This window comes from Streptomyces sp. NPDC007088 (assembly GCF_042869355.1).
Lineage (GTDB): Bacteria > Actinomycetota > Actinomycetes > Streptomycetales > Streptomycetaceae > Streptomyces.
Genome location: NZ_JBIAFO010000002.1, coordinates 539,383 through 566,181, shown reverse-complemented (window position 1 = coordinate 566,181; position 26,799 = coordinate 539,383). Strand labels below are relative to the sequence as shown.

Genomic DNA, 26,799 nt, shown 5'->3' with positions numbered 1-26,799 from the left:
TCCCGTGCCGTGGTGACTGTCAAGTCGGTGGGACGGGAGTCTCATGATGTGAACTGTCCGCGGGGGCGGCCGTGCGGCCGTCCGCCCTCTCGTCGTGGCTGGTGGGGGCGGGGACAGGGGCCGGCATCAGCCCGTCGGGCCCTTCGCCGGGTCCGGGGCCGTTATCGCGTGCGGTGCCGTGCGCGAGGTCGGCGAGCCGCGCGGCGGGTTCGTGCCGAGCGGGGCCCTCTGGGGGCCGTACGGGGGGATCACCGTGGCCCTCCGGGGGGTCGCCGCGCAGCGGCTGGGCCGGGAAGCCGCCCGGGGCGGTGCGGCGGACCGGCAGGCCGCCCCGCGCCCCGCGACCGCGTGCCGCGGCGCCGGAGGCGGCCAGCACGGGCTCCTCGGCCTCCTGGGCGCCCGGCAGCGGGTAGCTCCCGAGGCTGAGGGCGCGGCGCAGCCGGTACTCGTCGAGCGGGCCGGAGAAGGCCATGCCCTGGCCGTGCGTACAGCCGAGCGCACGCAGCACGGTGACCTGTTCCGGCCGGTCGACGCCGTCCGCGAAGGTGTAGAGCCCGAGATCGGTGGCGATCTTGAGCAGGCCGGCGGTGATCTTGTACTGCCGGGCCGACTCGACGACGCTTTCGGTGAGCGACCGGTCCAGTTTCAGGGAGTCCAGCGGGAGTCTGCGCAGGGCGTTGATCATGGCGTGGCCCTGCGCGAAGCCGTCCAGCCCGATGCGTACGCCGAGCCGGCGCAGCGCGTTGAGTCTGCGTTCCAGCTCGTCGAGGGGGACGCGGGGGTCGTCCACGACCAGTTCGATCTGGAGCGCCCCCGAGGGCAGCCCGTGCCGGGTGAGCAGGGCCTCCACGGAGCCGAGGGGCGCGGTGCGGTCGAGCAGCCGTTGCGCGCTGACACGTACGGAGACGGGCACCGTGTGGCCTTCCGCGCGCCGGTCGGCGGCCTGGGCGACGGCCTCTTCCAGCAGCCAGCGGCCGAGCGCCCCGGTGCGTTCGCCGTCCTCCTGGGAGCGCAGGAACTCGGCCGGGGTGAACAGGATGCCCTGGGCGGAGCGCCAGCGGGCCTGAGCGGTGACGCAGGTGACGCGGCCGGTGCTCAGGCACACGCCCGGCTGGTGGAGGAGGGAGAACTCCCCCTCGTTCAGAGCGGTGCGCAGGCGGCCGGCGAGGTGGGTGCGGCGGGCGACCTCGGCCTGCATCTGCGGGACGTACAGCTCGACGCGGTCCTTGCCCGCGGCCTTGGCCCGGTACATCGCGAGGTCGGCGTTGCGCAGCAACTCGCCCGCTCCCAGGCCCGGCTCGACGAAGGCCACCCCGATCGAGGCGGCCACCCGGACCTCGTGCCCGTCGATGCGGTACGGCTGGGAGAGGGCGAGCCGCAGTCGCTCGGCCAGCTCCTTGATCTGCCGCTCGCGGCCGGTCCGCTCGCGCGAGCCGTCCCCGAGGATGAGCGCCGCGAACTCGTCGCCGCCGAGGCGGGCGGCGGTGTCTCCCGAGCGCACCGACTCGTGGAGCCTGCGGGCGGCCTGCACGAGGAGTTCGTCCCCGGCCTGGTGGCCGATGGTGTCGTTGACGCCCTTGAACCCGTCGAGGTCGATGAAGAGCACGGCGATGCCCCGGTCGCCGGTGCGCCGCCCCATGAGGGCCTGACGGACCCGGCGGGTGAACAGGGCCCGGTTGGGCAGGTCGGTGAGCGGGTCGTGCTCGGCGTTGTGCTGGAGCTGGGCCTGGAGCCGGACGCGCTCGGTGACGTCGCGGCTGTTGAAGATGAGGCCGCCGTGCAGCCGGTTGACGGTGGACTCGACGTTGAGCCAGTCCCCGCGGCCGGACCTGAAGCGGCACTCGATGCGGGTGGTGGGCTCCCGCGCCGGGTCCGTGGCCAGGAAGCGGCGCACCTCGTGGACGACGAGACCGCGGTCCTCCGGGTGGATGAGGGAGGTCAGTTCGCGGCCCACCATGTCCTGCGGCTCCCGCCCGTAGACGCCGGAGGCGGCGGGGCTGACGTAGCGCAGCGTCCCGGTGGGCGCGGCGATCATGATGACGTCGCTGGAGCCCTGGACCAGGGATCTGAAGTGGTTCTCCTTGTGGGCCAGTTCCTGGGTGAGGGAGATGTTGTCGATGAGCATGATGCCCTGGCGCAGGACGAGCGCGAGCACCACGGTGCAGGCGGTGAACAGCACGACGCGGTCCACGCTGCGGTCGCTGACCGCGTTGTACAGGATGCCGAGGGTGCACACGGCCGCCGCGAGGTACGGGGTGAGCGCCGCGAGGGAGCCGGTGATCTGCCGGGGGCCGGCCGGCAGCGGGTAGCCGGTCGGTTCGGGCGGGGCCGTGCCCTCCTCGGGGACCGGGGCGCGCCGGCCGCGCTTGACGGCCACCCACGGGGCGTAGGCGAGCAGGAGCGATCCGGCGAACCAGCCCGCGTCGAGGAGTTGTCCGGAGCGGTAGGAGTCGCGCAGCAGCGGCGAGGTGAACAGCGCGTCGCACAGCACGGTGAGGGCGAGGGCGCCGACGGCCGTGTTGATCGCGGAGCGGCCCGCGGCGGAGCGTTTGAAGTGCAGCGCGAGCACCATGCTGACCAGGGCGATGTCGAGCAGCGGGTAGGCCAGCGAGAGGGCGGCGCGCGGGACGCTCTCGCCCCGAAACTGGGTGGTGTGGGCGAGAGCGAGACTCCAGGAGAGGGTCAGCAGGGAGCCGCCGATGAGCCAGGAGTCGAGCGCGAGGCAGGCCCAGCCGGCCCGGGTGACGGGGCGTTTGGCGAGGACGAGGAGGCCCACGATGGCGGGCGGGGCGAAGAGCAGGAAGAAGACGTCGGCGAGGCTCGGCGCGGGCACGGGCCGGGCGAGCACCACCTCGTACCAGCCCCATACGCCGTTGCCGAGGGCGGCCATGGCCGAGGAGAACGAGAACAGCACCCAGGCCGGGCGGAACCGGGTGCTGCGCCTGCGGCTGTAGAGGAGGCAGGAGACGGAGGCGGCGGCTGCGGCGCCGCTGAGGCCGAAGTCGCCCATGAACATGGCGAAGCGCGAGGAGCCCCAGCCGAGGGCGGCCCCCAGGGCGTACGCGCCGCACACGAGGGCCAGGACCAGTTGGCCGAGGAGCCCCCCGCCGGGAGTCCGGCGGTGGAGCAGACCGAGCCCCGGGGCGCTCACCGGACCGCCCCCTCAAAGCCCCCGGACCGCTGGGCGGGGGCGCCCGGCGCGGGGTGCGCGCACGTCGCACGACGCCGGGCGGGCCGGTCGGGACGGCGGCCCGGGACGGGGCCCAGGGCGAGGGGCCGGTCGCCGACCGGCCCGCGCGGGGCGCCCTCACGACCCGCGGGCGGCTGTCCAGGGCACCCGCGGACCGCTCCGGCCGGGTGGGGGACTCCGTGGAGCGGAACGGCCCGGGACCGGTGGCTCGCGGCCCGTCGGCCCGAAGACCGGTGCCGTGCGGCGGCCCCGGGGCCGCACTCGCTTCGCTGCTGTGTCGGTCGGCCGCGCATCGCCCGTCGCCCCCTCGGTCCCTTCGAGTGCTTCGCCCGGCCGGCCGGCGTCCCTCCGGCGGCCCGTCCCCGGCGCCGTCACCGTGCGCGACGTCGCTCCTGCGGGGACGATACACCAGGATTGTCACTCAGGGACATAGTCTCTCTACTCTCTGTGACAATCGCTCCGGGGGCCGACGCGCCTTGCGGCCGGGGGCGTACGGCCGCGTCCCCGCGGGCGGCGGGGACGCTCTCAGCGGGGGCTCACCGACCGTGCTCCCCCGTGGTCAGCACGACGTTGTGCGGCTCCTCGCCGGTTGCGAAGCGGGTGAGCTGCTGGGCGAGCAACCGCTTGGCGCGGGGCTCGAAGGCCGAGGTCGGGCCCCCGACGTGGGGGGTGATCAGCACCCCGGGAGCGTGCCACAGCGGGTGACCGGCGGGCAGTGGTTCGGGATCGGTCACGTCCAGGGCGGCGGTGATCCGTCCGGACTCCAGTTCGGTGAGCAGCGCCTCGGTGTCGACGACGGGGCCGCGTCCCACGTTGACCAGGAGCGCCCCGTCCTTGAGGGCGGCCAGGAACCCGGCGTCCACGAGGTGGCGGGTGGCGTCGGTGAGCGGCGTCGAGAGGATCACCACGTCGGCCTGTGGCAGCAGCGCGGGCAGATCGGCAAGCGGTTGCACCGGGCCGCGCTCCGCCGCGCGAGCCGAGCGTGCGACGCGCAGGACCCGCGCGCACTCGAAGGGCGCGAGCCGGTCCTCGATGGCCGTGCCGATCGATCCGTAACCGACGATGAGCACGGTCTTGTCGGCGAGCGCCGGGTGGAAGCCGGAACGCCACCGCTCGGTCCGCTGCCCCTCGACGAAGCCGGGGATGCCGCGCAGCGAGGCGAGGACCAGGGTGAGGGCCAGTTCGGCGGTGCTCGCCTCGTGCACGCCGCGCGCGTTGCACAGCCGGACCCCGGCGTGCAGCCCGGTGAGTGCGGGCGCGACGTTGTCGGTGCCCGCGGAGAGGGTCTGCACGACGCGTACGGAGGTCATGGAGGGCAGTGGCCGCACCGCGACCTCGCTTCCCCGCATGTAGGGGACGGCGTAGAAGGCGCACCGGGCCGGATCGCCCGGGAACTCCTCCTCACCGTCCCAGAAGAGGTAGCGCAGTCCGGCCGGGACGGGGTCGGGCAGTCCGGGCAGCTCGTGCGTGCGGTAGGGGAGCCATACGTCATCTGTCATGGTCAGGAGGTTATGACCCGCCCCGCTCGACGGGACGGTCCGGGGCGGCAAGCGCCCCGGACCGGCCGCGGACGGCCGCGTCGCCGGAGGCGGGCGCGGGGGCGGGCGGCCCGGAGGTTAATTTGGTGCGCGGACGGCGCGGCGGGAGGACGGACCAGTTGGAGCGCAGGACAGTCGGCTCCGCGGCTCTTGAGGTGGGCGCGGTCGGTCTCGGCTGCGCGCCGATGAGCTGGGCCTACACCCGCTCGCAGCAGCGCGGCGAGGAGTCGGTACGGGCGGTGCGGGCGGCCCTCGACCACGGCAGCACCCTGCTGGACACGGCCGACATGTACGGCCCGTTCACCAATGAGCTGCTGTTGGGGCGGGCGCTGGGCGCGCGGCGCCACGAGGCTTTTCTGGCCACGAAGTGCGGGCTGCTGGTGGGCGAGCAGCATCTCGTCACCAACGGCAGGCCGGGGTACGTGCGGCGGGCCTGCGACGCCTCCCTGCGCCGGTTGCAGACCGAGGTGATCGACCTGTACCAGTTGCACCGTCCCGATCCGGAGGTCCCGGTGGAGGAGACCTGGGGGGCGATGGCCGAGCTGGTCGCGGCGGGCAAGGTCAGGGCGCTGGGGCTGTGCGCGTTCAACCCGCAGCCCGCGCGGCGGCTGCCGGCGCCGCGCCGTGTTCCGGCGCGTGAGCGGGTGGCGGCGGGCGCGCGCGGCGGTGTGCGGCCGGGTCCGCCCGTCCCCGCCGAGGACCCGTACGCGGCGACCGTGCGTCAGCTGGAGCGTGTCCAGCAGGTGTTCCCGGTGAGCGCGGTGCAGGCGGAGCTGTCCGTGTGGTCGCCGGAGGCGCTGGCCCGTCTGGTGCCGTGGTGTGCGGCGCGGGACGTCGGTTTCCTCGCGGCGATGCCGCTGGGCAGCGGGTACCTGACGGGGACGCTGACGCCCGGTCAGGGGTTCGAGCCGGAGGACGTACGGGCGCGGCATCCGCGGTTCACCGCCGAGATGATGGCGGCGAACCAGCCGGTGGTGGCGGGGCTGCGACGTGTCGCGCGGCGGCACGGGGCGACGGTGGCGCAGGTCGCGCTGGCCTGGGTGCTGAGCCGGGACCGCGGGATCGTCGCGCTCGCGGGGACGAAGCGGGCCCGGTGGGCGGCGGAGAACGCGGCGGCGGCGCGGCTGCGGCTGACGGAGCGGGATCTGGCCGAGATCGCGCGACTGCCGCGCGCCCTGGGCTCCTGGGACTGAGGGCGGGGGGGGCCGACGGCTGTGTGCCTATGGCTGGAGGTTGATGGGCGATGTGCCTATGGCTGGGGGGTTGACGGCCGGGCGCCGACGGCTGGGGGCCGATGGCCGGGGGTTGCTTTGCTGGTTGAGGCCCGCCGAGTCTGTTCGCGGCGCGTCTCCGGCCGCCGGGGGGGAACCTTCGAGGGGACCGGTGTATCTCAGAAAGACCCGGTGAGTCTCATCAGGACCCGGTATCGACGACGGTCCGCCGGGGCCGTCGGGACCGCGAGGGAAGGACCGCTTGATGCGAGGCAGAACCGTGGCCGCCGCGCTGGCCGCAGCGGGAGTGCTGTTCACCGCCGGATGTTCCTCTTCGGACGGTGCCGAGGAGGGCAGGTGGTCGCCGGTGTCCGCCGGGCCCTCCGGCTCCTCACCGCCCTCGGCCACCGGGCCCTCGGCCACCGGGCCCTCGGCGAGCCCGGCCGGGAAGGGACCGCCCGCGAAGGGCTCCGCCGAGGTCGTCCGCACCGTCACCGACAGTCTGAAGGCGCCGTGGGGGCTCGCCCCGCTGCCGGGCGGGGACCTGCTCGTGTCCCTCCGCGACGACGGGAAGCTCGTACGGGTGGACACCGGTTCGGGCAAGAAGACCGAGGTGGGCACGGTGCCGGGGGTCGCCGCGGCCGGGGAGGGCGGTCTGCTGGGGATCGCCGTCTCGCCCCGCTTCGCCTCGGACCACTTCGTGTACGCGTACCTGACGACCGAGTCGGACAACCGGATCGCGCGTCTGCTGTACGACGAGAGGAAACCGGCCGGTCAGCAGCTCGGGGCGCCCAACACGGTGCTGCGCGGCATCCCCAAGGGCACGGTGCACAACGGGGGGCGGATCGCGTTCGGACCGGACGGGATGCTGTACGCGGGGACCGGGGAGACCGGCGAACGGGGCCTGGCGCAGGACAGGAAGTCCCTGGCGGGCAAGATCCTGCGGATGACGCCGGAGGGCCGTCCCGCCGAGGGCAACCCCGATCCCGGCTCCCTCGTGTGGTCCTGGGGCCACCGCAACGTGCAGGGCCTCGCGTGGGACGCGGACAACCGCCTGTGGGCCTCCGAGTTCGGCCAGGACACCTGGGACGAGCTGAACCTGATCGAGCCGGGCGGGAACTACGGCTGGCCGAAGGCGGAGGGCCGGGCGGGCGGGAAGGACTTCGTCGACCCCGTCGCCCAGTGGCGGACCTCGCAGTCCTCGCCGAGCGGCATCGCGTGGGCCGGGGGCTCGGTGTGGATGGCGGGTCTGCGCGGCGAGGCCCTGTGGCGGGTCCCGCTCAAGGGCACGAAGGAGGCGGCCGATCCGCAGCCCTTCCTCAAGGGGAAGTACGGGCGGCTGCGCGCGGCGGTCGCGGCGGGCGGCGACAGGTTGTGGGTGCTCACCAACGAGACGGACTCGCGCGGCACCCCTCAGAAGGGGGACGACAGGATTCTGGAGGTCCGGGTGAGGTGACACCCGGCCACCCCGCCGTCCGTTCGCCCGGACCGGGTGGCGACCGCGCGCCGGCCCTTCGTCACGGCTTCCAGGCGCCCGGGTCGGTGGACGCGGACGGGGCCGGTGACGGGGGCGTCCGGGGGCCCGCCCCGTCCCCGGGCCCGGCGGCCCCGTCCTCCTCGGCGGCCCCGTCCTCCTCGGCGTCCGCGGCCTCACGGGTGGGCGCCTGGGGGCCCCGGCCCGCGGTGACGGTCACGGTGACCCTGCCGGAGCTGAGGTCTATCGGGCCCCGGCCCGGGTCGGCGTCGCCGAGCTGCTCGCGGGTCAGTTCCAGCCGGCGGTTCTCGTCCTCGGTGTGCTTGCGTCCCGGCGAGAACAGGGCTTCGAACGCGTTGAACACAGTGACCTCCCGCCACCAGGCATCACAAGCCAGCGTAAGCGAGGTGCCCGGCGAAAGAACGGGGCCGGGCGCGTGAGCCCGCGCACTGCGGGGTGGCCGCCGGGCCGGGGGCGGCTCAGGAGACGGCGCCCTCGGTCTGCCGCTGTTCCGCCGGAAAGAGCCGCAGCCGGTGGGCGAGCGCCCCCGCCTCCCCGCGCCCGGTGACGCCGAGCTTGGCCAGGATGTGCGAGACGTGGACGCTGGCGGTCTTCGGGGAGATGAACAGCGTCTCGGCGATCTGGCGGTTGCTGCGCCCGGCCGCGACCAGACGCAGGACGTCGCGCTCGCGGGAGGTCAGGCCCAGCTCGGCGGCCGGGTCGACCGGGCCTTGGGACGGCCCGGCGGCCGGGGCGGTCTCGGTGAGGGACAGCCTGGCCCGGCGGGCGGTCTGCGCGGCGGCCTCGGCCGCGGCTGAGGCACCCATCGCGCTCGCCGCGCCGTGCGCCTGCCGCAGCAGGGCGAGAGCGGCCTCCCTGTCCCCCTCGGCGAGCAGCGCCTCGGCGAGCCGCAGCCGGACCCGTACGAGGTCGTGGGGGCGGTCCAGGGGCAGTACCGCCGCGTGGGTCTCGGCCCAGTCGGCGGCGGTGTCCTCGCCCCGGGCCCGGCGCAGTTCCGCGCGCACCCACTGGGCGTGGGCCTGCCACACGGGGGCGGGGGTGGTCAGCCGGCGGGCGGCGTGCTCCAGCCGGTCGAGGACGGCCTCGCGGCCCGGTTCGGCGGCGGGCAGTCCGCGGGCGTCGGCCTCCAGTTCGGCTCCGGCGAGCAGCAGCGGCCAGGCGTAGCGGTGGACGCCCGTCGCGAAACCGGCGTCCAGCGCGGCGAGGACCAGGGCCCGGCCCTCCAGGACGCGGCCCTCCCGGGCGGCGAGGGTGACGGCGAGGGTGCGTGTCGGCAGTTCGCGCTGCGGGGTGTCCCGGCCCGCGCCCGGCGCGTACCCGGCGGCGGCGGTCATCTCCTGCCGCACCCGGGCGTACGCGCCCTGGCGCAGCGCCAGCTCGGCGCGCAGACAGGCGGTGAAACCGCGGGAGGCGGTGCCCGCGGAGGTGCGGTCGGCTTCTGCGAGGGCCCCTTCGGCCTCGGCCTGGCGGCCCAGGGACAGCAGGGACTCGGCGAGGTTGTTCCACACGTACGAGGCGGTGCCCGCGAGCCCGTAGCGGCGGGCGAGCCGGGTGCCCTCGCGCAGCACCTCGACGGCCTCGGCGGAGCGCCCGATGCTTTCGAGCGAGGAGGGCAGGTTGACGTGGACGCGGCCGATGTGCGGGGCGAGCCCGAGGGCCGTGGAGCGCTCCTTGACGGCGCGCAGCTCGGCGAGGCCGGCCTCGACGGAGCCGGAGTCCACGAGGAGGCAGCCGAGGGTGGTGCGGGCGCTCAGTTCGGTGTCCTGGGCGCCGACCATACGGGCGTAGTCGACGGCGCGCTGCGCGGAGACGAGGCTGTCGGGGCCGGGGTTGTACAGCATCTCCCAGCCGGCGACGTGCGCGAGGACCTCGGCGTGCACCGCGGAGGGCGGCAGGCCCTTGACGAGTTCGCTCGCGGTGCGCAGTTCCTCCCAGCCGTCGCCGCGCGTGAGATTGGTGACGAGCCGGGAGCGCTGGACCCAGAACCAGGCGGCGCGCAGCGGGTCGGCGGCCTCGTCGACCAGGCGCAGGGCGCGTTTGGTGAGGGCGAGGGCGCGCTCGCGCTCCCCGCACATGCGGCCCGCCTCGGTGGCCTCGGCCAGCACGTCGAGCAGTGCGAGCGTGGTGCTCCTGGGGTCGCGGCCGGACGGCGGGTACGCCTCGGCCATCGGGCTGAGGGCGTCGGGCAGCGGACGCGGGGCGGCGTCCCACAGCTCCATCGCGCGTTCCAGCATCCGCAGTTGTTCGGCGTAGGCGTGCCGGCGGCGGGCCTCGACGGAGGCGTCGAGCACGGCGGGCAGCGCCTTGTCGGGGGCCTGCGCGTGGTACCAGTAGCTGGCGAGCCGGGCAGGACGCGCGTCGGCGCACACCAGCGCGGGTTCGGCCTCGACGGCCTCGGCGTACCGGCGGTTGATGCGGGAGCGCTCGCCGGGCAGCAGGTCGTCGGAGACGGCCTCGCGCACCAGGGAGTGGCGGAAGCGGTAGCCCTCGCCGTCCGGGGTCGGGCTCAGGAGGTTCGCGCCGACGGTCGCGCGCAGTGCGGCGATCAGCCGGTCCTCACTCATCGCGCTGACGGCGGCGAGCAGCGGGTGCTCGACGGCCGAGCCGCCCTCGGCGACGAGCCGGGCCACGGTCTGCGCCTCTTCGGGCAGCGCCTCGACGCGCACCAGCAGCAGGTCGCGCAGGGACTCGCTGAGGCCGACGCGGCAGCCCTCGAAGGAGGCGACGGTCAGTTCCTCGACGAAGAAGGGGTTGCCCTCGGAGCGGCGGAACACCTCGTCGAGGACGGCCGGTTCGGGTGCGGTGCCGAGGATGCCGGTCATCTGCCGGCGTACCTGCTCGTGGTCGAGGCGGTGCAGTTCGAGGCGCTGGACGGTGCGCAGCCGGTCGAGTTCGGCGAGCAGGGGGCGCAGCGGGTGGCGGCGGTGCAGGTCGTCGGAGCGGTAGGTGGCGAGCACGAGGAGCCGCCCGGCGCGCAGGTTGCGGTAGAGGTGGGCGAGCAGGTGCCGGGTCGAGGCGTCGGCCCAGTGCAGGTCCTCCAGCACGAGCACGACGAGGCGGCGCGCGGCGATCCGCTCCAGCAGGGTGACGGTCAGCTCGAAGAGGCGGGCGAGGGCGTCGGGGTGGTGCCCGCTCTCCTCCGCCTCGCCGAGTTCGGGCAGGAGCCGGGCGAGTTCGCCGGTGCGGTCCTCGACGGCCTCGTCGAACGCCGCGGGGAGCTGGGCGCGCAGGGAGCGCAGGGCCGCGGAGAAGGGGGCGAAGGGCAGTCCCTCGGCGCCGATCTCGACGCAGCCGCCGAGGGCGACGACGGCGCCCTCGCGGTCCGCGGCGGTGGTGAACTCCTCGACGAGCCTCGTCTTGCCGATGCCGGCCTCCCCGCCGAGCAGCAGGGTCCTCGGCCCGGTGCTCTCGCCGGCCGCCGGGCCGGGGCCCTCGGGCGCGGCGCCCACGCGCGCGAGGGCCGCGCGCAGCGCGTCCAACTCCTCGGCGCGGCCTACGAACACAGGACTGACGGACTCGATCTCCACGGGACCGAGCATCGCACAGCGGTGCGACAGCACGCGCGGAATTGTCGGGGGGCCGGGGAGGGCGGGGCGGGGCGCGAGCGGGGCGGCGCGGCCGGCCGGGGCGGGTGCCCCGGCCGGCGGACCGCTTCTGTCCATGGCGCGAACCCCGCCGCTCAGGCGGCGCGCGTGAAGCGGCTGCGCCCCCATGTGCGGCGCGGGGCCTCGCTCCCCCGGGCGGCCCCGCGCTCGGCGCGCCGGGCGGCCCTGGCCTCGCGCCGCAGTCGCCGGGCGCGGGCCTCCGCCTCCAGTTGGGCGTGGCGCAGTTGGGCCAACTCGTACTCGAACATGCGGTGTACCCCCGGTGTTGCGTGTGGTGCCTCGCGACTGTCGCGAGGTCTCCACAGTGCTCGGGCAGGGGGCGGGGCCGCATCGGGAGGATGACGGGTCCCCGGGAGCGGACCGCCTTATCCGCGCGGGGCCGGGGCCTTAGGCGCCGGGCGCGGGTACGCGGAGGGGCTGGGAGCCGCGGCCCCCGCGCCCCGTGTCCCGGCGGTGTCCCGCCCTACACCGAGGGGATGCCGAGCACCACGTCGGTCACCTTGAGGACGGCGAGGACCAGTCCGACGACGGCGAGGACGACGCCGCCCCAGGCGACGGACTTGACCCACCGGGCGCTGTCCGCGCGGCCGGGGGCGCCGAAGGCCGGGCGGACCAGCACGAAGACCCCGACGAGCAGGGCGACGAGGGCGAAGGCGCCGCCGAACCACGCGGTGAGGTGCCAGGAGTCGCCGTACACACCGCTCAGCTGCTCGCGGACGTCGCTCGCGGACTGCGCCTGCTGCGCGGACTGGGCCTTGAGCTGCCCGGCGAGGGACTGGCGGTCACCGGCGACGGTGCCGATCCAGCTGCCGGAGAGGGAGACGAAGCCCAGGGCGGCGGAGACGACGGCCCCGGCGCCGAGGCCGGTGCCCGCGGGCCGCGGGGCGAGGGGCGGCGTGGCGTCCTCCGGTTCGCCCTGCGGACCGTCCTCGTCCGGGTCCTCGTGGCGGGCCTCCGCGTCCGCCGCGCCGGTGTCGGCCGCGGCCCCGTCGTCGGAGGCGGCCTCCGCGCGGTGCGTGGTGGGCCCGGCTTCCTGGGTCGTGTCGGGGTCTTGCCGGGGAGGGGTGTCGACGCCCGCCTTGTCGTTGGTCTCGTTGTCGGTCTCGGCGCCGCCCGGTGCGGCGCCCGCGGTCGTCTTCGTATCCATGGCCCGCACCGTACGGACGGAGTCTGAGAGGCGTCTTAACGCGCGCTGTCCGGGCCGAAGCGGGCGGCGCGCCACTCGGGGGCGAGCACCGACCAGATCTCGGTGTCGTACCGCAGGCCGCGGTGCGGGTGGCTCTCGCGCAGGACGCCCTCGCGGGTCATCCCGAGCCGTTCGGCGACCTTGAGGCTCGCGGTGTTGGCGGAGGCGGCGACCCATTCGACGCGGTGGATGCCGCGTTCCTCGACGGCCCAGTCGATCAGGACGCGGACGGCGCGCGTCACCAGGCCCCGTCCCACGCCCCGGGGCTCCAGCCAGCAGCCGATCTCGCAGGTCCCGGCTGCGGCGTCGAAGACGCGGAACAGGACGCCCCCGACGAGCAGCCCGTCCAGCCACAGCCCGTATATCCGGGCGCCGTCCGCGGCGCCTTGTTCGGCGTAGCGCCGCAGCAGGGCGCGCGCGGAGTCCTCGTCCCGCACGGCGTCGGCGAAGCCGATGTACGTGCCGATGTAGTCGCGGCCCCGGTCCATGTGGGCCAGTAGTTCGGCGGCGTTCCAGAGTTCGAGGGGGCGCAGTTCGGCCCCGTCCTCGCCGAGGGATCTCGCGAACACGGTGCTCCTCTCCGGGTGCGGTGGACCGCCGGGACCTGCCGGGCGGGGGCCGGCGGTGGGCTCAGCTCGTTCCGGACAGTCGCCGGCCGGGCTCGGCCCCGCTCACCGGGGCCGCGGCGGGCTGCATCGTAGACGCTCCGGCGGGCGCGGGGACAGCGGTGGGCGCGGCGGCGTGGGCGCTTTCGGGCGGTTCGATGCTCAGGCGCGGCAGCAGCCGGTCCAGTCGCGCGGGCAGCCACCAGTTGGCGCCGCCCAGCAGGTGCATGAGCGCGGGGACCAGGAGGGTGCGCAGGACGAAGGCGTCGAGCGCGACGGCGGTGGCCAGGGCGATGCCGAACATCGCGATGACGCGGTCCCCGCTGAGGACGAAGGCGAGGAAGACGGAGATCATGATGACGGCGGCCGAGTTGATGACGCGGCTGGTCTCGGCGAGCCCGACCCGGACGGCGCGCCGGTTGTCGCCGGTCTCCCGCCACTCCTCGTACATGCGGCTGACGAGGAACACCTGATAGTCCATGGAGAGTCCGAACAGGACGGCGACCATGATCACCGGCAGGAAGGGTTCGACGGGGCCCGCGGCGCCGAGCCCGAGCAGGTCGCTGCCCCAGCCCCACTGGAACATCGCGACGACCACCCCGAAGGCGGCGGCGACGGCCGCGATGTTCATGGCGGCGGCCTTGAGGGGGATCGCCAGGGAGCGGAAGGCGAGCAGCAGCAGGACGCTGCCGAGGGCGATCACGACGCCGACGAACAGCGGCATCTTGCCGACGATGAGCCGGGCGAAGTCGTCGTAGCTCGCGGTGACGCCGCCGACCGCGAACTCCAGCGAGGTGCCGGACTCGGCGCGCGGCAGGACCTCGTGGCGCAGGCGCCGCACGAGTGCGCTCGTGGCCTCGGACTGGGGCGCGGACTCGGGGACGACGGTGAGCACGGCGGCGGTGCCCTCGGCGTTGTACGTCACGGGGCTGACGGAGGCGACACCGCGGGTGCCCTCCAGGGCGGGGCCGAGCCGGTCGAGGGCGAGCCGTTCGGCGGCGCCGGCCACGGGGCTGACCAGGGTGAGGGGGCCGTTGACGCCGGGCCCGAAGCCGGAGGGCCCGCCCTCCCCCGCCAGCAGGTCGTACGCCTTGCGGGTCGTGGCGGTGGCCGGGTCGTTGCCCTGGTCGGAGGTGCCGAGGTGCAGGGAGAGCGTGGGCAGGGCGAGGACGGCCATGACGGCGAGGGCGGCGAGGCCGAGCGGTTTCGGGTGGCGTTCGACGAAGGCCGACCAGCGGGCGGCGAACCCGGTGGGCGTCTCGGGCCCGGGGCCGCGTTCGGCGAGCCTGCGGCGTTCGCGGCGGCTGAGCGCCCTGCTGCCCGTGAAGGAGAGCAGGGCGGGCAGCAGGGTGACGGAGGCGGCCACGGTGAGCAGCACGGTCAGGGCAGCGGCGAGAGCGACGCCGTTGAGGAAGGACAGGCGCAGGATGAGCAGGCCGAGCAGCGCGACGCACACGGTGGCGCCGGCGAAGACGACGGCGCGGCCCGTGGTGGCGACCGCCGTCACCGCCGACTCCTGGACGCCGGTGCCGCGTCTGAGCCCTCTGCGGTGCCGGGTCACGATGAACAGCGCGTAGTCGATGCCGACTCCGAGGCCGACGAGCATGCCGAGCATCGGCGCGAAGTCGGCGACCGTCATGGCGTGGCCGAGCAGGGTGATCGCGCTGTAGGCGGTGCCGACCGCGACGAGGGCGGTGGCCAGCGGCAGCAGGCTCGCGGCGAGCGAGCCGAAGGCGAGGAACAGGACGATCCCGGCGACGACGACGCCGACGGCCTCGCTCAGGTGCGCCCCGGGCGCCTCGGTGAGGGCCACGACGCTGCCGCCGACCTCCACCTGGAGGTCCTCGCCGCGCGCCGACCGGGCGGTGTCGAGGACGGCCCCGGCCCGTTCGGCGCCGATGTCCTCGGCCCGGCCGGTGTAGGTGACGGTCGCGTAGGCGGTGTGCCCGTCGGCGCTGATCCCGCCTCCACCGCCCTGCCCGTGGTAGGGACTGCGGACGGCCGATACGCCGGGCAGCGCGCCGATCTCGTCGAGCGTGCGGCCCATGGTCTGCTCGACGGCGGCGGCGCGTACGGTGCCGTGCTCGCTGTGCCAGACGACGGTGTCGCTGTCGCCGTCGAGCCCGGGGAAGTCCTCGTGCAGCAGCCGGGTCGCCCGTCCGGACTCGGTGCCCGGCGCCTCGTAGTCGTTGGAGTACGCGGACCCCGCCCACAGCGCCCCGGTCGCGGTGGCGGCCAGGACCAGCAGCCACAGGGCGACGGTGAGGAGGCGGTGGTGGACGCACCACCGTGCGAGTGCTGCCACGGACGTCTCCCTGAGTGGTTCGTGGACGTGCGGAGGGAGAGCCCTCGGCGCACGGGCGCCGCACGGAGCGCGTGCCCTGACCCGCCGGGAAGCGGAATACCGGACCGGCTGGTTCCGGTTACTGTCCCAGCAGGAAGAGATCCTTTGACCGTTTCGTGCGCTTCCTCACAGGTACTTATCCCGTGCCTACGCGAACGGACGCGCCCGGCGCGCCGCATCCCGGGACCGCGCACGCGAAAGGGGCGGCGCCCGGTGGGATGTTCCACCGGGCGCCGCCCCTCAGGCCGTGAGCTACGCGCTCAGCCCTCGACGCCGAGCTTCTCGAGGATCAGCTCCTTGACGCGCGCGGCGTCCGCCTGGCCGCGGGTGGCCTTCATGACGGCGCCGACCAGCGCCCCGGCCGCGGCGACCTTCCCGCCCCGGATCTTGTCGGCGATGCCGGGGTTGCCCGCGATGGCCTCGTCGACGGCGGCTCCGAGCGCGCCCTCGTCGGAGACGACCTTGAGGCCGCGCTTCTCGACGACGGTGTCCGGGTCGCCCTCGCCGGCGAGCACACCCTCGATGACCTGACGGGCGAGCTTGTCGTTGAGGTCCCCCGCGGCGACCAGCGCGGTGACGCGGGCGACCTGCTTTGGGGTGATGGGCAGTTCGTCCAGGACGCGGCCCGACTCGTTGGCGTTACGGGCCAGCTCGCCCATCCACCACTTGCGGGCCTGGTCGGCGGGGGCCCCGGCGGCGATCGTCTCGACGATCGGGTCGATGGCCCCGGCGTTCAGCATGGACTGCATGTCGTGGGCGCTGACACCCCACTCCTCGCGCAGCCGGTTGCGGCGCGTGAGCGGCAGCTCGGGCAGCTTCTCGCGCAGCTGCCCGACCCACTCCCTCGGCGGGGCCACGGGCACGAGGTCGGGCTCCGGGAAGTACCGGTAGTCCTCCGCGTTGTCCTTGATCCGGCCGGAGGTCGTGGAGCCGTCCTCCTCGTGGAAGTGGCGGGTCTCCTGGAGGATCGTGCCGCCCGAGGAGAGCACCGCGGCGTGCCGCTGGATCTCGAAGCGCGCCGCGCGCTCGACGGAGCGCAGCGAGTTGACGTTCTTCGTCTCCGAGCGGGTACCGAACTCCTCGCGCCCGTGCGGGCGCAGGGACAGGTTCACGTCGCAGCGCATCTGGCCGCGGTCCATCCGGGCCTCGGACACGCCGAGCGCCTTGATGAGCTCGCGCAGCTCGGCGACGTAGGCGCGGGCCACCTCGGGGGCCCGGGTGCCCGCTCCCTCGATCGGCTTGGTGACGATCTCGATGAGCGGGATGCCGGCCCGGTTGTAGTCGAGCAGCGAGTGCGAGGCGCCGTGGATGCGGCCGGTCGCGCCGCCGACGTGCTTCGACTTGCCGGTGTCCTCCTCCATGTGGGCGCGCTCGATCTCGACCCGGAAGACCTCCCCGTCCTCCAGCTGGACGTCGAGGTAACCGTCGAAGGCGATGGGCTCGTCGTACTGGGAGGTCTGGAAGTTCTTCGGCATGTCCGGATAGAAGTAGTTCTTCCGGGCGAAGCGGCACCACTCGGCGATCGAGCAGTTCAGCGCGAGGCCGATCTTGACGGCGGACTCGACGCCGACGGCGTTGACCACCGGCAGCGAACCGGGCAGGCCCAGGCACGTCGGGCAGGTCTGCGTGTTGGGCTCGGCACCCAGCTCCGTGGAGCAGCCGCAGAACATCTTGGTCCTGGTGCCGAGTTCGACGTGGACCTCAAGGCCCATGACGGGGTCGTAGGACGCGAGGGCGTCCTCGTACGACACCAGATCGGTAGTGACGGTCACGGTGAAACTTTCCCTCTCAGCCCAGCAGGACGTCGTCGTCGCCGAGGCGCTTCAGCTCGCGGTAGAGGATGGCCAGCCCGGTGACGATGCCGGCGGCGGTCACCACGGCGTCGACCAGCCGCAGCTTGTCCCCCTCTGTGCGGGCCTTCTTCGCCTGCTTGACGACGTTGATCGCGCCGAACGCGGTCGTGCCCATGGACACGTAGGTGCCGGTCCTGGACTTCTTGAAACCCTTGGCCTTGCTCAGCGTGTTGCTCACAGCGACGGTGCCTCCTCGAGAAGTGGGTGGCCCCAGCGTTCCACGAACGCGGCCTCGACGGCGGCTCCGACCTTGTAGAGCCGTTCGTCCTTCATGGCGGGAGCCACGATCTGCAGGCCCACCGGCAGTCCGTCCTCCGGTGCGAGACCGCAGGGCAGGGACATGGCGGCGTTGCCGGCGAGGTTGGTGGGGATGGTGCACAGGTCCGCGAGGTACATCGCCATCGGGTCGTCGGCGCGCTCGCCGATCGGGAAGGCGGTGGTGGGCGTGGTCGGCGACACGATGACGTCGACCTGCTCGAAGGCCCTCTCGAAGTCCCGGGTGATGAGGGTGCGGACCTTCTGGGCGGAGCCGTAGTACGCGTCGTAGTAGCCGGAGCTGAGCGCGTACGTACCGAGGATGACGCGGCGCTTGACCTCGTCGCCGAAGCCCTCCTCGCGGGTGATCGCGGTGACGTCCTCGGCGGAGCGGGTGCCGTCGTCGCCCACGCGCAGCCCGTAGCGCATGGCGTCGAAGCGCGCGAGGTTGGAGGAGCACTCCGAGGGCGCGATCAGGTAGTACGCCGACAGCGCGAGGTCGAAGGACGGGCAGTCCAGCTCGACGATCTCGGCGCCGAGCTCCCTGAGCAGCTCCACCGACTCGTCGAAGCGCTGGAGCACCCCGGCCTGGTAGCCCTCGCCGCGGAACTGCTGGACGACGCCGACCCGCAGGCCGTCGACGCTGCCGTTGCGCGCGGCCTCGACGACCGGCGGGACCGGAGCGTCGATGGAAGTCGAGTCGAGCGGGTCGTGGCCGCCGATGACCTCGTGCAGCAGGGCCGCGTCGAGGACGGTGCGGGCGCAGGGGCCGCCCTGGTCGAGCGAGCTGGAGAAGGCGACCATCCCGTAGCGGGAGACCCCGCCGTAGGTCGGCTTGACGCCGACCGTGCCGGTGACGGCGGCGGGCTGGCGGATCGAGCCGCCGGTGTCCGTGCCGATGGCCAGCGGCGCCTGGAACGAGGCGAGCGCCGCGCTGGAGCCGCCGCCGGAGCCGCCCGGGACACGGGTGAGGTCCCAGGGGTTGCCGGTCGGCCCGTACGCGCTGTTCTCGGTCGAGGACCCCATGGCGAACTCGTCCATGTTGGTCTTGCCGAGGATGACGACGCCGGCGGCCTTGAGTCGCTTGGTGACGGTCGCGTCGTACGGCGGGATCCAGCCTTCGAGGATCTTGGAGCCGACCGTGGTGGGCACGCCCTCGGTCGTGAAGATGTCCTTGAGCGCGAGGGGGACGCCGGCCAGCGGGCCGAGCTTCTCGCCCCGGGCGCGCTTCTCGTCCACGGCGCGGGCCTGCGCGAGCGCGCCCTCGCGGTCGACGTGCAGGAAGGCGTGGACCTTCTCGTCCACGGCCTCGATGCGGGCCAGGTGGGCCTCGGTGACCTCGACGGCCGTCAGCTCGCCGGAGGCGACCTTCTCGGCGGTCTCGGCGGCGGTGAGCTTGATGATCTCCGACATGCTCAGCTCTCCTCACCCAGGATCTGCGGCACCTTGAAACGCTGCTGCTCCTGCGCGGGGGCCCCGGAGAGCGCCTGCTCGGGGCTGAGCGAGGGACGGACCTCGTCCGCGCGCATGACGTTGGTCAGCGGCAGCGGGTGGGAGGTCGGCGGTACGTCTTGGTCGGCGACCTCGGAGACGCGGGCGACCGCGCCGAGAATGTCGTCGAGCTGTCCGGCGAAGTGCGCAAGCTCTTCGTCCCTCAGCTCCAGACGCGCCAGCCGTGCGAGGTGGGCGACCTCCTCGCGCGTGATGCCAGGCATGCGGCGATCCTTCTGGGGGTTCGGTGTGTGGGCTTTCGCCCAATCCTATGGGTCGGGCGGGGCGAGCGGTTACGGGGTTTGGCCCGTCCCCGCCCCGGTCGCCGGCGGGCGGGCCCGCCCGCCGGCGCGCGGCCGGCCGCGGGCCTGGCCCGTCCGGCCCTCGCGGGCTACCCCACCCGGTCGGACTCGCGCTGCCAGCCCCGCGCCCCCCGCGCGCGCAGCCAGGCCGTCGCCTCCTCCTCCGGCATCGCGGCCGAGACCAGCCACCCCTGCACCGCGTCGCAGCCCAGGTCCCGAAGGCGCTCCCAGGTCTCGTCGTCCTCGACGCCCTCGGCGACGACGACGAGGCCGAGGGAGTGGGCGAGGTCCACGGTGCAGCGGACGATCTCGGCGTCCTCCGTGTCGACGGCCAGGCGCGCGACGAAGGAGCGGTCGATCTTCAGCTCGCTCACCGGCAGGCGCCGCAGGTGGACGAGGGAGGAGTACCCGGTGCCGAAGTCGTCGAGGGACATCTTGACGCCGTGCCCGGTCAGCCCGGCCAGCGTGTCGGCGGCGCGCTGCGGGTCCTCCAGCAGGACGTGCTCGGTGATCTCCAGCTGGAGCGCCCCCGGCGGGACCCCGTGGCGGGCGAGCCGGCCGGCCACGGCGCCGGCGAAACCGGGGGTGTGCACGTCGCGCGGGGAGACGTTGACGGCGACGGGGACGAACAGGCCCTGGGCGCGCCAGCGGGCGACCTGGGCGAGCGCCGTCTCCAGCACGTACTCGGTGAGGTACGGCATCAGGCCGGAGGTCTCGGCGATGGCGATGAACTCGTCGGGCGGCACCTTGCCCCGCTCCGGGTGCACCCAGCGGACGAGCGCCTCAAGGCCGGCGACCTGGCCGTCGAAGCGGACCTTGGGCTGGTAGTGGAGTTCGACGTCGCCCGCGTCGAGCGCGCGGCGCAGGTCGCCGAGGAGGCCGAGCCGGTCGGGGGTGTTGGAGTCCCGTTTGGACTCGTAGACCTCGACGCCGGTGCGGTCCCGTTTGGCCTGGTACATGGCGACGTCGGCGCGGCGCAGCAGCCCCTCGGCGTCGAGGGCGTGGTCGGGGTAGACGGCGACGCCCGCGCTGGCCTCCAGGACGAGGGTGAGCCCGTCGAGGTCGAGCGGGGCGCCGAGGCCGCTGACGAGGCATCTGGCCAGTCGCTGCGCGGAGGTCGTGGAGTCGGCGACGGACAGCAGGACCGCGAACTCGTCGCCGCCCAGCCGGGCCACCTCCACCCCGCGCGGCAGGGCCAGCCGCAGCCGGTCCGCGATCTGGAGCAGGAGCCGGTCGCCGGCCAGGTGCCCGAGGGTGTCGTTGACGGAGCGGAAGCGGTCCAGGTCGATGAGGACGAGGGCGGAGCGCACCCCCTCGCGTTCGGCCTCGTCGAGCGTGGTCCAGATACGTTCCAGCAGCCACTGCCGGTTGGGCAGTCCGGTCAGCGGGTCGCGCAGTTGTTCCTCGGCACGGGCGCGGGCCATCCACAGCGTGGAGTCCAGGGCGAACAGCGGGATCGCGAACAGGGGCAGCAGGACGGGCCGGGCGGCCGCGACGACGCAGATGAGCGGGGCGATGCCGAGGAGGGCGACGCCGAAGAGGAGCTGGCGGGCGAGCGCGGTGCGGGCGGCGGTGCGCGGGGCGTGTCCCTGTGGGGCGTGCACGCCCCACAACAGGGCGCGGCTGACGAGGAGATAGGTGGCGGCGACGAGGAGGAGTTCGGGCAGGGTGTAGAGGTCCCAGGTCGCCGGGGCCCAGGGGTGTTCGACGGTGGGAACCTGTCCGCACAGCGCCAGGGCGAGGGCTCCCGCGCCGATGCCGAGGACGTCCACGGCGCCGTGCAGGACGCCCTGGCGCCAGCGGTTGCGGCGGGCCGCGCCGACGAGCACGAGGACCGTGAGGCTCACGAGAACGGCCGGCAGCCAGCCGTACAGCAGCAGGACGGCGAGGGTGAGGGCGGCGCCGGAGCCGGTGCCGCCCCACCAGCGGTCGCGGCCCAGGGCGACGAGGTGGCCGACGATCAGCCCGGTGAGCACGGCGAAGGACCAGCCGGCCACCGATCCGGGGAACAGGCCGTGGCGCGCGCCGAGGGCACGGACCACTCCGGCGCCCAGAAGCGCGGCGGCGAGGGCGACCACGACGAGGGGCAGGGCGGCTGGTCGCCCGCCGCGCTCCCCCGGCCCCGCGCGCCTGGACGGGGGGAGCCGCTCGGGGAGCGCGGGGCCCGTCCGCCCGGTACCGCTTGCCCACAGGGCCCGCACACCTCTGCGCAGCCGCAGCCAGGAGACTGGGGCGACGCTCTCGGTCGGTTCCATTCCCGTCCCTCTCACAGCCGACGGCAGCCCGTACCGCGGCTCGAAGCCTTCAGCGCCACGTCCGAAACTCCACCACACGGGAGTCCACCGCAGGCGCGTCTCCCAACAGTAGGCCGCTGAAGGCTTCCTGGGGCAGGCGTAGCCGAGGGTTGCCCGAATGCGCCCCAGCCACCCGGATGCTTCCGGTATGCGCCCGTACGGGCGGTGCCTCAGCCCTCCTCAGCAGGGGGAAGAGCCGCCTCCGTGGCCGCCTCCGGGCCCTGGTCGAGGAGGATCGCGAAGCCTTCCTCGTTGAGGACGGGGACTTTCAGCGACACAGCTTTGTCATATTTCGAACCGGGGTTATCGCCCACAACGACAAAAGCGGTCTTCTTCGAAACCGAACCCGTCACCTTCGCGCCACGGCTCTCCAGGGCCTCCTTGGCGCCGTCCCGGGTGTGGTGCTCCAGGGTTCCGGTGACGACGACGGTGAGTCCTTCGAGGGGGCGCGGGCCGCTGTCCTCGTCGGCCCCCTCCTCCTCCATGCGGACCCCGGCGGCCTTCCACTTGCGCAGGATCTCGCGGTGCCAGGGCTCGGCGAACCACTCCTTGACGGAGGCGGCGATGATGCCGCCGACGCCGGTGGTGTCGGCGAGTTCCTGTTCGCCGGCCTGGTCGATCCGGTCGATCGAGCGGAACTCGCGGGCGAGCGCGCGGGCGGCGACGGGACCGACGTGCCGGATGGAGAGGCCGGTGATGATCTGCGCGAGCGGGCGCTGCTTGGCCGCCTCGATGTTCTCCAGCATCGACAGGGTGTTCTTCTTCGCCTCGCCCTCCTTGTTGGCGAAGAAGGTGACGATCTTCTCCTCCCCGGTGTCCGGGTCGCGTTTGGGCAGACCGGAGTCGGGGTCGAGGACGTGGGAGCGGATCGGCAGGAGCTGCTCGACGGTCAGGTCGAAGAGGTCGCCCTCGTCCTTCAGCGGAGGTTCCTGCGGTTCCAGCGGCTGGGTGAGGGCGGTCGCCGCGACGTAGCCGAAGTGCTCGATGTCGAGGCTCTTGCGTCCGGCGAGGTAGTAGATCCGCTCCCGCAACTGGGCCGGGCAGGAACGGGCGTTGGGGCACCGCAGGTCGATGTCGCCCTCCTTCATGGCCCGCAGCGGGGTGGCGCACTCGGGGCACTCGGCGGGCATGACGAAGGCGCGTTCGCTGCCGTCGCGCAGATCGGCGACGGGGCCGAGGATCTCCGGGATGACGTCCCCGGCCTTGCGCAGGACCACGGTGTCGCCGATCAGGACGCCCTTGGTCTTGACGACCTCCTGGTTGTGCAGGGTCGCGAACTCGACCTCGCTGCCGGCGACGGTGACCGGCTCGACGACCGCGTAGGGGGTGACCCGGCCGGTGCGGCCGACCCCGACGCGGATGTCCACCAGCTTGGTGTTGACCTCCTCCGGGGGGAACTTCCAGGCGGTGGCCCAGCGCGGGGCCCGGGAGGTGGAGCCCAGGCGGCCCTGGAGCGGGATCTCGTCGAGCTTGACGACGACCCCGTCGATCTCGTGCTCCACGGAGTGCCGGTTCTCGCCGTAGTAGCGGATGAACTCCCGTACGCCGTCGAGGGTGTCGGCCACCTTGTTGTGCCGGGCGGTGGGCAGGCCCCAGTCGTGCAGCAGCCCGTAGCCCTGCGAGAGCCGGTCGATGTCGAAGCCCTCGCGGGCGCCGATGCCGTGCACGACCATGTGCAGCGGGCGGGTCGCGGTGACGGCCGGGTCCTTCTGGCGCAGCGAACCGGCCGCCGCGTTGCGCGGGTTGGCGAAGGGCTTGTCACCGGCCTCGACGAGGCGGGCGTTGAGCGCCTCGAAGTCCTCCATCGGGAAGTAGACCTCGCCCCTGATCTCGACCAGGGCGGGGACGTTCTCGCCCCGGAGGCGGGCCGGGACGTCGGAGATGGTGCGGACGTTGGGCGTGATGTCCTCGCCGACCCGGCCGTCGCCCCGGGTGGCGGCGCGGGTCAGCCGGCCCTCCTCGTAGGTGAGGTTGACGGCGAGGCCGTCGACCTTCAGCTCGCACAGGTAGTGGTAGCCGGGGGCGCCGATCTCCTTGGCGAGGCGCTCGGCCCAGGCGGCGAGCCCCTCGTCGTCGAAGACGTTGTCGAGCGAGAGCATGCGCTCGCGGTGCTCGACGGAGGCGAAGGGGGTGAACCCCTCGTAGGCGCCGGAGACCTTCTGGGTCGGCGAGTCGGGCGTGCGCAGTTCGGGATAGCGCTCCTCCAGTTCCTGGAGGGTGCGCAGCAGCCGGTCGAACTCGGCGTCGCTGACGACCGGCTGGTCCTTCGCGTAGTAGCGGAAGCGGTGCTCCTCGACCTGCTGGGCGAGGGTGTTGTGCTCCTCGCGCGCCTCGGCCGGCACCGTCGACTCCGCCGGTCCCGCCGCGCCGGTGTCCGCCGTGGCGCCGCTCGTCACGTCCGCGCCGTCCTGTTCCTCGCCTGCCATCGTCCGTCCTCCCGTTGTCGCCGTCGTCCCGTTCGTCACCCTGCTCGCGGGGCCCCGTCGGTCACTCCGGGTGGTCCGCGAGCGAACGGGCCGCGCGGGCGCAGTGCGCCATCGCCGCCCGTGCGTACGCGGGTGAGGCACCCGCGAGTCCGCAGGACGGGGTCACCACGACGGCCTGCGAGAGGATCGCCGGTGACAGCCCCAGCCTGCGCCACAACGCCCTGACCCCCATGACGCTACCGGCAGGGTCGGACAATGGGCTGTCAGTGCCCGGCACGACACCGGTGAACAGCCGGGTGCCGGACTCGACGGCCTCCCCCAGCACCTCGTCGTCACGTTCCGTGAGCAGTGAGAAGTCGAAGGAGACGGCGTCCACCCCGGCCCGGCGCAGCAGCGCGAAGGGCACGTCGGGGGCGCAGGAGTGCACGAGGGCGGGTCCGTCGTGGACGGCGAGGATCTCCCGCAGCCCGGACTCGACGAGCTGGCGGTCCACGGCGCGGTAGGTGCGGTAGCCGCTCGCGGAGCGCACCCGGCCGCTGAGCACGGCGGTGAGCGAGGGCTCGTCGAGCTGAAGGACGACGCGGGCGCCGGGGATGCGGCGGCGGACCTCGGCGAGGTGGGCGCGCAGCCCCTCGGCGAGGGAGGCGGTGAGGTCGCGGGTGGCCCCGGGGTCGGAGAGGGCGGCCTCCCCGCCGCGCAGTTCGAGGGCGGCGGAAAGCGTCCACGGGCCGGTCACCTGGACCTTGAGGAAGCCCTCGTAGCCCTGGGTGAACTCCTCCAGGGCGTCGAGGTCCTCCCCCATCCAGGAGCGCGCCCGGCGGGTGTCGCGCCCGGGGCGGTCGCTGACCCGCCAGCCGCTGGGCTCGACGTGGGCGTACAGCTCGGCCAGCAGGCCGATGGTGCGGCCCGTCATGTCCGCGCCCGGCCCCCTGGCGGGCAGCTCCGCGAGGTAGGGGAAGTCCTCGAAGGAGCCGGTGGTGGACTTGGCCGCCTCGCGGGCGTCCGTGCCGGGGAGGGAGCCGATGGCTGTCGCTGCGGGCCAGGGGGTGGATTCAGTCACCCGGTAAGGGTAGGCCGAGGTGGGAGGGGTCACTGCCCGGCCCACGAGCCGGGCCGGTACCCGTACGCGCGGCCCGCGGGTCAGCCTCCGGGCCGTACCGTCACGTCTGTCATCGTCGCGTCCGCCGGGAGGTCGAGGGCGGTCAGGACGGCGGTGGCCACCGAGTCCGGGTCGATCCACGCGGAGGCGTCGTAGGGCCTGCCCTCCTGGTGGTGGATCTTGGCCTGCATCGGGGAGGCGGTGCGCCCCGGGTAGACCGTCGTGACGCGCACGCCGTGCTGCTTCTCCTCGCCGCGCAGCGAGTCGGCGAGGGCCTTGAGGCCGTGCTTGGACGCGGCGTAGGCGCCCCACTCGGGGCTCGCGGAGAGTCCGGCGCCGGAGTTGACGAAGACGACGGTGCCGCGGGCGGCCCGCAGTTGCGGCAGGAAGTGCCGGGTCAGCTCGGCGGGGGCGAGCAGGTTCACGTTGAGCTGGTGGCGCCAGGTCTTCGGCGTGGTCTCGGCGACGCTGCCGAGGTCCACGACGCCCGCGACGTGCAGCAGCGAGTCGACCCGGTCGGGCAGGCTCTGGTGCGAGAAGGCCCAGGAGAGCCGGTCGGGGTCGGAGAGGTCGCCGACGAGGGTGCGGGCGCCGGGCAGCTGGGCGGCGAGTTCCTTGGCGCGTCCGGCGTCGCGGGCGAGCAGGACGAGCTCGTCGCCGCGCTCGTGCAGGCGGCGCGCGAGGGCCGCGCCGATGCCGGAGCCGGCGCCGGTGATCACATGGGTAGCCATGCGGCCCATCGTCCCACCGGCCCGGCGCGCGATCCGCGCCGGGCCGGGCGCGGGCCCCGGGGAGGCGTGCTCAGCGCAGGCCGCCCGCCTCCTCGACGTAGGCGAGCGCGCCGACCGCGTCCTCGGCGAAGAACACCAGATCGGTGAGGGGAAGCGGCAGGAAGCCCTCGGTGTCCATGCGCTGGAACTGCTGCTTGAGGCCGTCGTAGAAGCCCTCGGTGTTGAGGACGACGACGGGCTTGGTGTGCCGGCCGTGCTTCTTGAGCTCCAGGATCTCGGTGACCTCGTCGAGGGTGCCGACCCCGCCCACCAGGACGACGATCGCGTCGGCCCGCTCCAGGAGCTGTGCCTTGCGTTCGGCGAGGTCCTTGGTGACGACCATCGTGTCGAGCCCGGGGCGGGCCTTGTGCGACAGGAACTCGACGGAGACGCCGAGCAGCTCCCCGCCGGCCGCCTCGACGCCGTCCGCGACGACCTTCATCAGGCCGGTGTCGGAGCCGCCCCACACGAGGGTGTGGCCGCCCTTGCCGAGGAGTTCGGCGAACTCGCGGGCGGGCCGGGTGTAGCGCTCGTCGAGGTCGGCGGCGGAGAGGAAGACGCAGATGTTCATGGGCGCCACGGTACGGCGCGCCGGTTTCCTCCCGGAAGGGGGGCTTCGCGCGGCGCGCGGGAACACTCGGCGGGGACGGGGAGCTGAACCTGTCAGCCGACGCGCGTCACAGCGCGGACGATACGGGAGGACACCACCATGGCGGGACACACGATCACGGTCGAGCGGGGCGGGGAACACGTGCGGGTCGTGCACGACGGGGAGCTGCTCGCGGAGAGCCGGCGGCCGCTGGTCCTGCGCGAGACGGGCTGCCCGGTGCGCTACTACCTGCCGCCCGAGGACGTCCGCACGGCGCTGCTGACGCCCTCGGGCACCTCGACGCACTGCCCGTTCAAGGGCGACGCCTCCTACTGGTCGCTGCCGGACGCCCCGGATCTGGTCTGGGCGTACGAGGAGCCGAAGAAGGAGGTCGCCGCGATCAAGGGGCACTACTGCTTCTACGACACGGAGGTCGTCGCCGGCTGAGAGCCGGGGGCGCGCAGCTGCGCCGTGTACCGGCCGGGCCCGGTGGGTGCCGTCCCGCACCAGCGGGGGCGTACGGCGGTCAGGCCGGTCACGTCGAGG

20 protein-coding genes and 1 pseudogene are annotated in these 26,799 nt (G+C 74.0%); 3 read left to right on the top strand and 18 right to left on the bottom strand.

What is annotated here, in order from left to right:
• Window positions 1–19: 19 nt before the first annotated feature.
• Together ACFYMP_RS05555 and ACFYMP_RS05550 are read right to left on the bottom strand one after the other, a co-directional pair.
• The gene (locus ACFYMP_RS05555) at window positions 20–3,151 is read right to left on the bottom strand and encodes a putative bifunctional diguanylate cyclase/phosphodiesterase (protein ID WP_388850887.1); all 3,132 of its coding nucleotides are present in this window, start codon (window positions 3,149–3,151) and stop codon (window positions 20–22) included.
• 575 nt (window positions 3,152–3,726) lie between these two features.
• The gene (locus ACFYMP_RS05550) at window positions 3,727–4,689 is read right to left on the bottom strand and encodes a 2-hydroxyacid dehydrogenase (protein WP_388850883.1); all 963 of its coding nucleotides are present in this window, start codon (window positions 4,687–4,689) and stop codon (window positions 3,727–3,729) included.
• A 158-nt stretch (window positions 4,690–4,847) separates the two neighbouring features.
• On the opposite strand from ACFYMP_RS05550, the gene ACFYMP_RS05545 reads away from it, so the two are divergent.
• The gene (locus ACFYMP_RS05545) at window positions 4,848–5,921 is read left to right on the top strand and encodes an aldo/keto reductase (protein ID WP_388850880.1); all 1,074 of its coding nucleotides are present in this window, start codon (window positions 4,848–4,850) and stop codon (window positions 5,919–5,921) included.
• 283 nt (window positions 5,922–6,204) lie between these two features.
• Window positions 6,205–7,395 carry a PQQ-dependent sugar dehydrogenase gene (locus ACFYMP_RS05540; RefSeq protein ID WP_388850877.1) on the top strand — a complete coding sequence of 397 codons (1,191 nt, stop codon included), beginning with the start codon at window positions 6,205–6,207 and terminating at the stop codon, window positions 7,393–7,395.
• Window positions 7,396–7,456: 61 nt separating this feature from the next.
• On the opposite strand, the gene ACFYMP_RS05535 is transcribed toward ACFYMP_RS05540, so the two are convergent.
• The 15 genes from ACFYMP_RS05535 to ACFYMP_RS05465 all read right to left on the bottom strand — a co-directional run bounded on the left by ACFYMP_RS05535 (window position 7,457) and on the right by ACFYMP_RS05465 (window position 26,235).
• Window positions 7,457–7,777, bottom strand: a complete 321-nt coding sequence (locus ACFYMP_RS05535) for a DUF6191 domain-containing protein (RefSeq protein WP_388850874.1) — start codon at window positions 7,775–7,777, stop codon at window positions 7,457–7,459.
• 115 nt (window positions 7,778–7,892) lie between these two features.
• Window positions 7,893–10,973 (bottom strand): helix-turn-helix transcriptional regulator, encoded by a 3,081-nt coding sequence (locus ACFYMP_RS05530; protein WP_388851037.1) that lies wholly within the window; start codon window positions 10,971–10,973, stop codon window positions 7,893–7,895.
• Window positions 10,974–11,113: 140 nt separating this feature from the next.
• Entirely contained in the window at window positions 11,114–11,287 is a 174-nt protein-coding gene (locus ACFYMP_RS05525; protein WP_388850871.1) for a hypothetical protein, read from the bottom strand.
• 215 nt (window positions 11,288–11,502) lie between these two features.
• Complete coding sequence (locus ACFYMP_RS05520) at window positions 11,503–12,186, bottom strand: hypothetical protein (RefSeq protein ID WP_388850868.1); 684 nt, start codon at window positions 12,184–12,186, stop codon at window positions 11,503–11,505.
• A 35-nt stretch (window positions 12,187–12,221) separates the two neighbouring features.
• Window positions 12,222–12,794 carry a GNAT family N-acetyltransferase gene (locus tag ACFYMP_RS05515; protein WP_388850865.1) on the bottom strand — a complete coding sequence of 191 codons (573 nt, stop codon included), beginning with the start codon at window positions 12,792–12,794 and terminating at the stop codon, window positions 12,222–12,224.
• A 61-nt stretch (window positions 12,795–12,855) separates the two neighbouring features.
• The gene (locus tag ACFYMP_RS05510) at window positions 12,856–15,135 is read right to left on the bottom strand and encodes an MMPL family transporter (protein WP_388850862.1); all 2,280 of its coding nucleotides are present in this window, start codon (window positions 15,133–15,135) and stop codon (window positions 12,856–12,858) included.
• A gap of 299 nt (window positions 15,136–15,434) precedes the next feature.
• Entirely contained in the window at window positions 15,435–16,946 is a 1,512-nt protein-coding gene (gene gatB, locus ACFYMP_RS05505; RefSeq protein WP_388850858.1) for an Asp-tRNA(Asn)/Glu-tRNA(Gln) amidotransferase subunit GatB, read from the bottom strand.
• A 16-nt stretch (window positions 16,947–16,962) separates the two neighbouring features.
• The gene (locus tag ACFYMP_RS05500) at window positions 16,963–17,205 is read right to left on the bottom strand and encodes a hypothetical protein (RefSeq protein ID WP_363149106.1); all 243 of its coding nucleotides are present in this window, start codon (window positions 17,203–17,205) and stop codon (window positions 16,963–16,965) included.
• Window positions 17,202–18,695 carry an Asp-tRNA(Asn)/Glu-tRNA(Gln) amidotransferase subunit GatA gene (gene gatA, locus ACFYMP_RS05495; RefSeq protein ID WP_388850854.1) on the bottom strand — a complete coding sequence of 498 codons (1,494 nt, stop codon included), beginning with the start codon at window positions 18,693–18,695 and terminating at the stop codon, window positions 17,202–17,204. Before gatA ends, ACFYMP_RS05500 begins: the two co-directional genes overlap by 4 nt.
• Window positions 18,696–18,697: 2 nt before the next feature.
• A complete protein-coding gene (gene gatC, locus ACFYMP_RS05490; RefSeq protein ID WP_363149104.1) occupies window positions 18,698–18,997 on the bottom strand; it encodes an Asp-tRNA(Asn)/Glu-tRNA(Gln) amidotransferase subunit GatC in 300 nt (99 codons plus the stop codon).
• Between the two features lie 167 nt (window positions 18,998–19,164).
• Complete coding sequence (locus ACFYMP_RS05485; RefSeq protein ID WP_388850850.1) at window positions 19,165–21,330, bottom strand: putative bifunctional diguanylate cyclase/phosphodiesterase; 2,166 nt, start codon at window positions 21,328–21,330, stop codon at window positions 19,165–19,167.
• A gap of 209 nt (window positions 21,331–21,539) precedes the next feature.
• Window positions 21,540–23,795, bottom strand: a complete 2,256-nt coding sequence (gene ligA / locus ACFYMP_RS05480) for an NAD-dependent DNA ligase LigA (RefSeq protein ID WP_388850847.1) — start codon at window positions 23,793–23,795, stop codon at window positions 21,540–21,542.
• A gap of 61 nt (window positions 23,796–23,856) precedes the next feature.
• A complete protein-coding gene (locus ACFYMP_RS05475) occupies window positions 23,857–24,855 on the bottom strand; it encodes a methionine synthase (protein ID WP_388850844.1) in 999 nt (332 codons plus the stop codon).
• Window positions 24,856–24,935: 80 nt separating this feature from the next.
• A complete protein-coding gene (locus ACFYMP_RS05470) occupies window positions 24,936–25,625 on the bottom strand; it encodes an SDR family oxidoreductase (protein ID WP_388850841.1) in 690 nt (229 codons plus the stop codon).
• 70 nt (window positions 25,626–25,695) lie between these two features.
• Window positions 25,696–26,235: a TIGR00730 family Rossman fold protein gene (locus ACFYMP_RS05465; RefSeq protein WP_388850838.1), complete on the bottom strand. Its 540-nt coding sequence runs from the start codon at window positions 26,233–26,235 to the stop codon at window positions 25,696–25,698.
• A gap of 138 nt (window positions 26,236–26,373) precedes the next feature.
• Here ACFYMP_RS05465 and ACFYMP_RS05460 point away from each other — a divergent pair, with 138 nt between their 5' ends.
• A complete protein-coding gene (locus ACFYMP_RS05460; RefSeq protein WP_388850835.1) occupies window positions 26,374–26,700 on the top strand; it encodes a DUF427 domain-containing protein in 327 nt (108 codons plus the stop codon).
• On the opposite strand, the pseudogene ACFYMP_RS05455 reads toward ACFYMP_RS05460, so the two are convergent.
• A pseudogene (locus ACFYMP_RS05455) lies at window positions 26,682–26,799 on the bottom strand (tRNA 2-thiouridine(34) synthase MnmA); the annotation flags it as partial. The gene ACFYMP_RS05460 and the pseudogene ACFYMP_RS05455 sit on opposite strands and share 19 nt — an antisense overlap.

Bases quoted from the DNA above. Each gene is read 5' to 3' on its own strand.
- ACFYMP_RS05550 (WP_388850883.1), bottom strand. From the start codon at position 4,689: ATGACAGATGACGTATGGCTCCCCTACCGCACGCACGAGCTGCCCGGA.
- ACFYMP_RS05540 (WP_388850877.1), top strand. From the start codon at position 6,205: ATGCGAGGCAGAACCGTGGCCGCCGCGCTGGCCGCAGCGGGAGTGCTG.
- ACFYMP_RS05530 (WP_388851037.1), bottom strand. From the start codon at position 10,973: ATGCTCGGTCCCGTGGAGATCGAGTCCGTCAGTCCTGTGTTCGTAGGC.
- ACFYMP_RS05525 (WP_388850871.1), bottom strand. From the start codon at position 11,287: ATGTTCGAGTACGAGTTGGCCCAACTGCGCCACGCCCAACTGGAGGCG.
- ACFYMP_RS05520 (WP_388850868.1), bottom strand. From the start codon at position 12,186: ATGGATACGAAGACGACCGCGGGCGCCGCACCGGGCGGCGCCGAGACC.
- gatA (WP_388850854.1), bottom strand. From the start codon at position 18,695: ATGTCGGAGATCATCAAGCTCACCGCCGCCGAGACCGCCGAGAAGGTC.
- gatC (WP_363149104.1), bottom strand. From the start codon at position 18,997: ATGCCTGGCATCACGCGCGAGGAGGTCGCCCACCTCGCACGGCTGGCG.
- ACFYMP_RS05485 (WP_388850850.1), bottom strand. From the start codon at position 21,330: ATGGAACCGACCGAGAGCGTCGCCCCAGTCTCCTGGCTGCGGCTGCGC.
- ligA (WP_388850847.1), bottom strand. From the start codon at position 23,795: ATGGCAGGCGAGGAACAGGACGGCGCGGACGTGACGAGCGGCGCCACG.
- ACFYMP_RS05470 (WP_388850841.1), bottom strand. From the start codon at position 25,625: ATGGCTACCCATGTGATCACCGGCGCCGGCTCCGGCATCGGCGCGGCC.
- ACFYMP_RS05465 (WP_388850838.1), bottom strand. From the start codon at position 26,235: ATGAACATCTGCGTCTTCCTCTCCGCCGCCGACCTCGACGAGCGCTAC.
- ACFYMP_RS05460 (WP_388850835.1), top strand. From the start codon at position 26,374: ATGGCGGGACACACGATCACGGTCGAGCGGGGCGGGGAACACGTGCGG.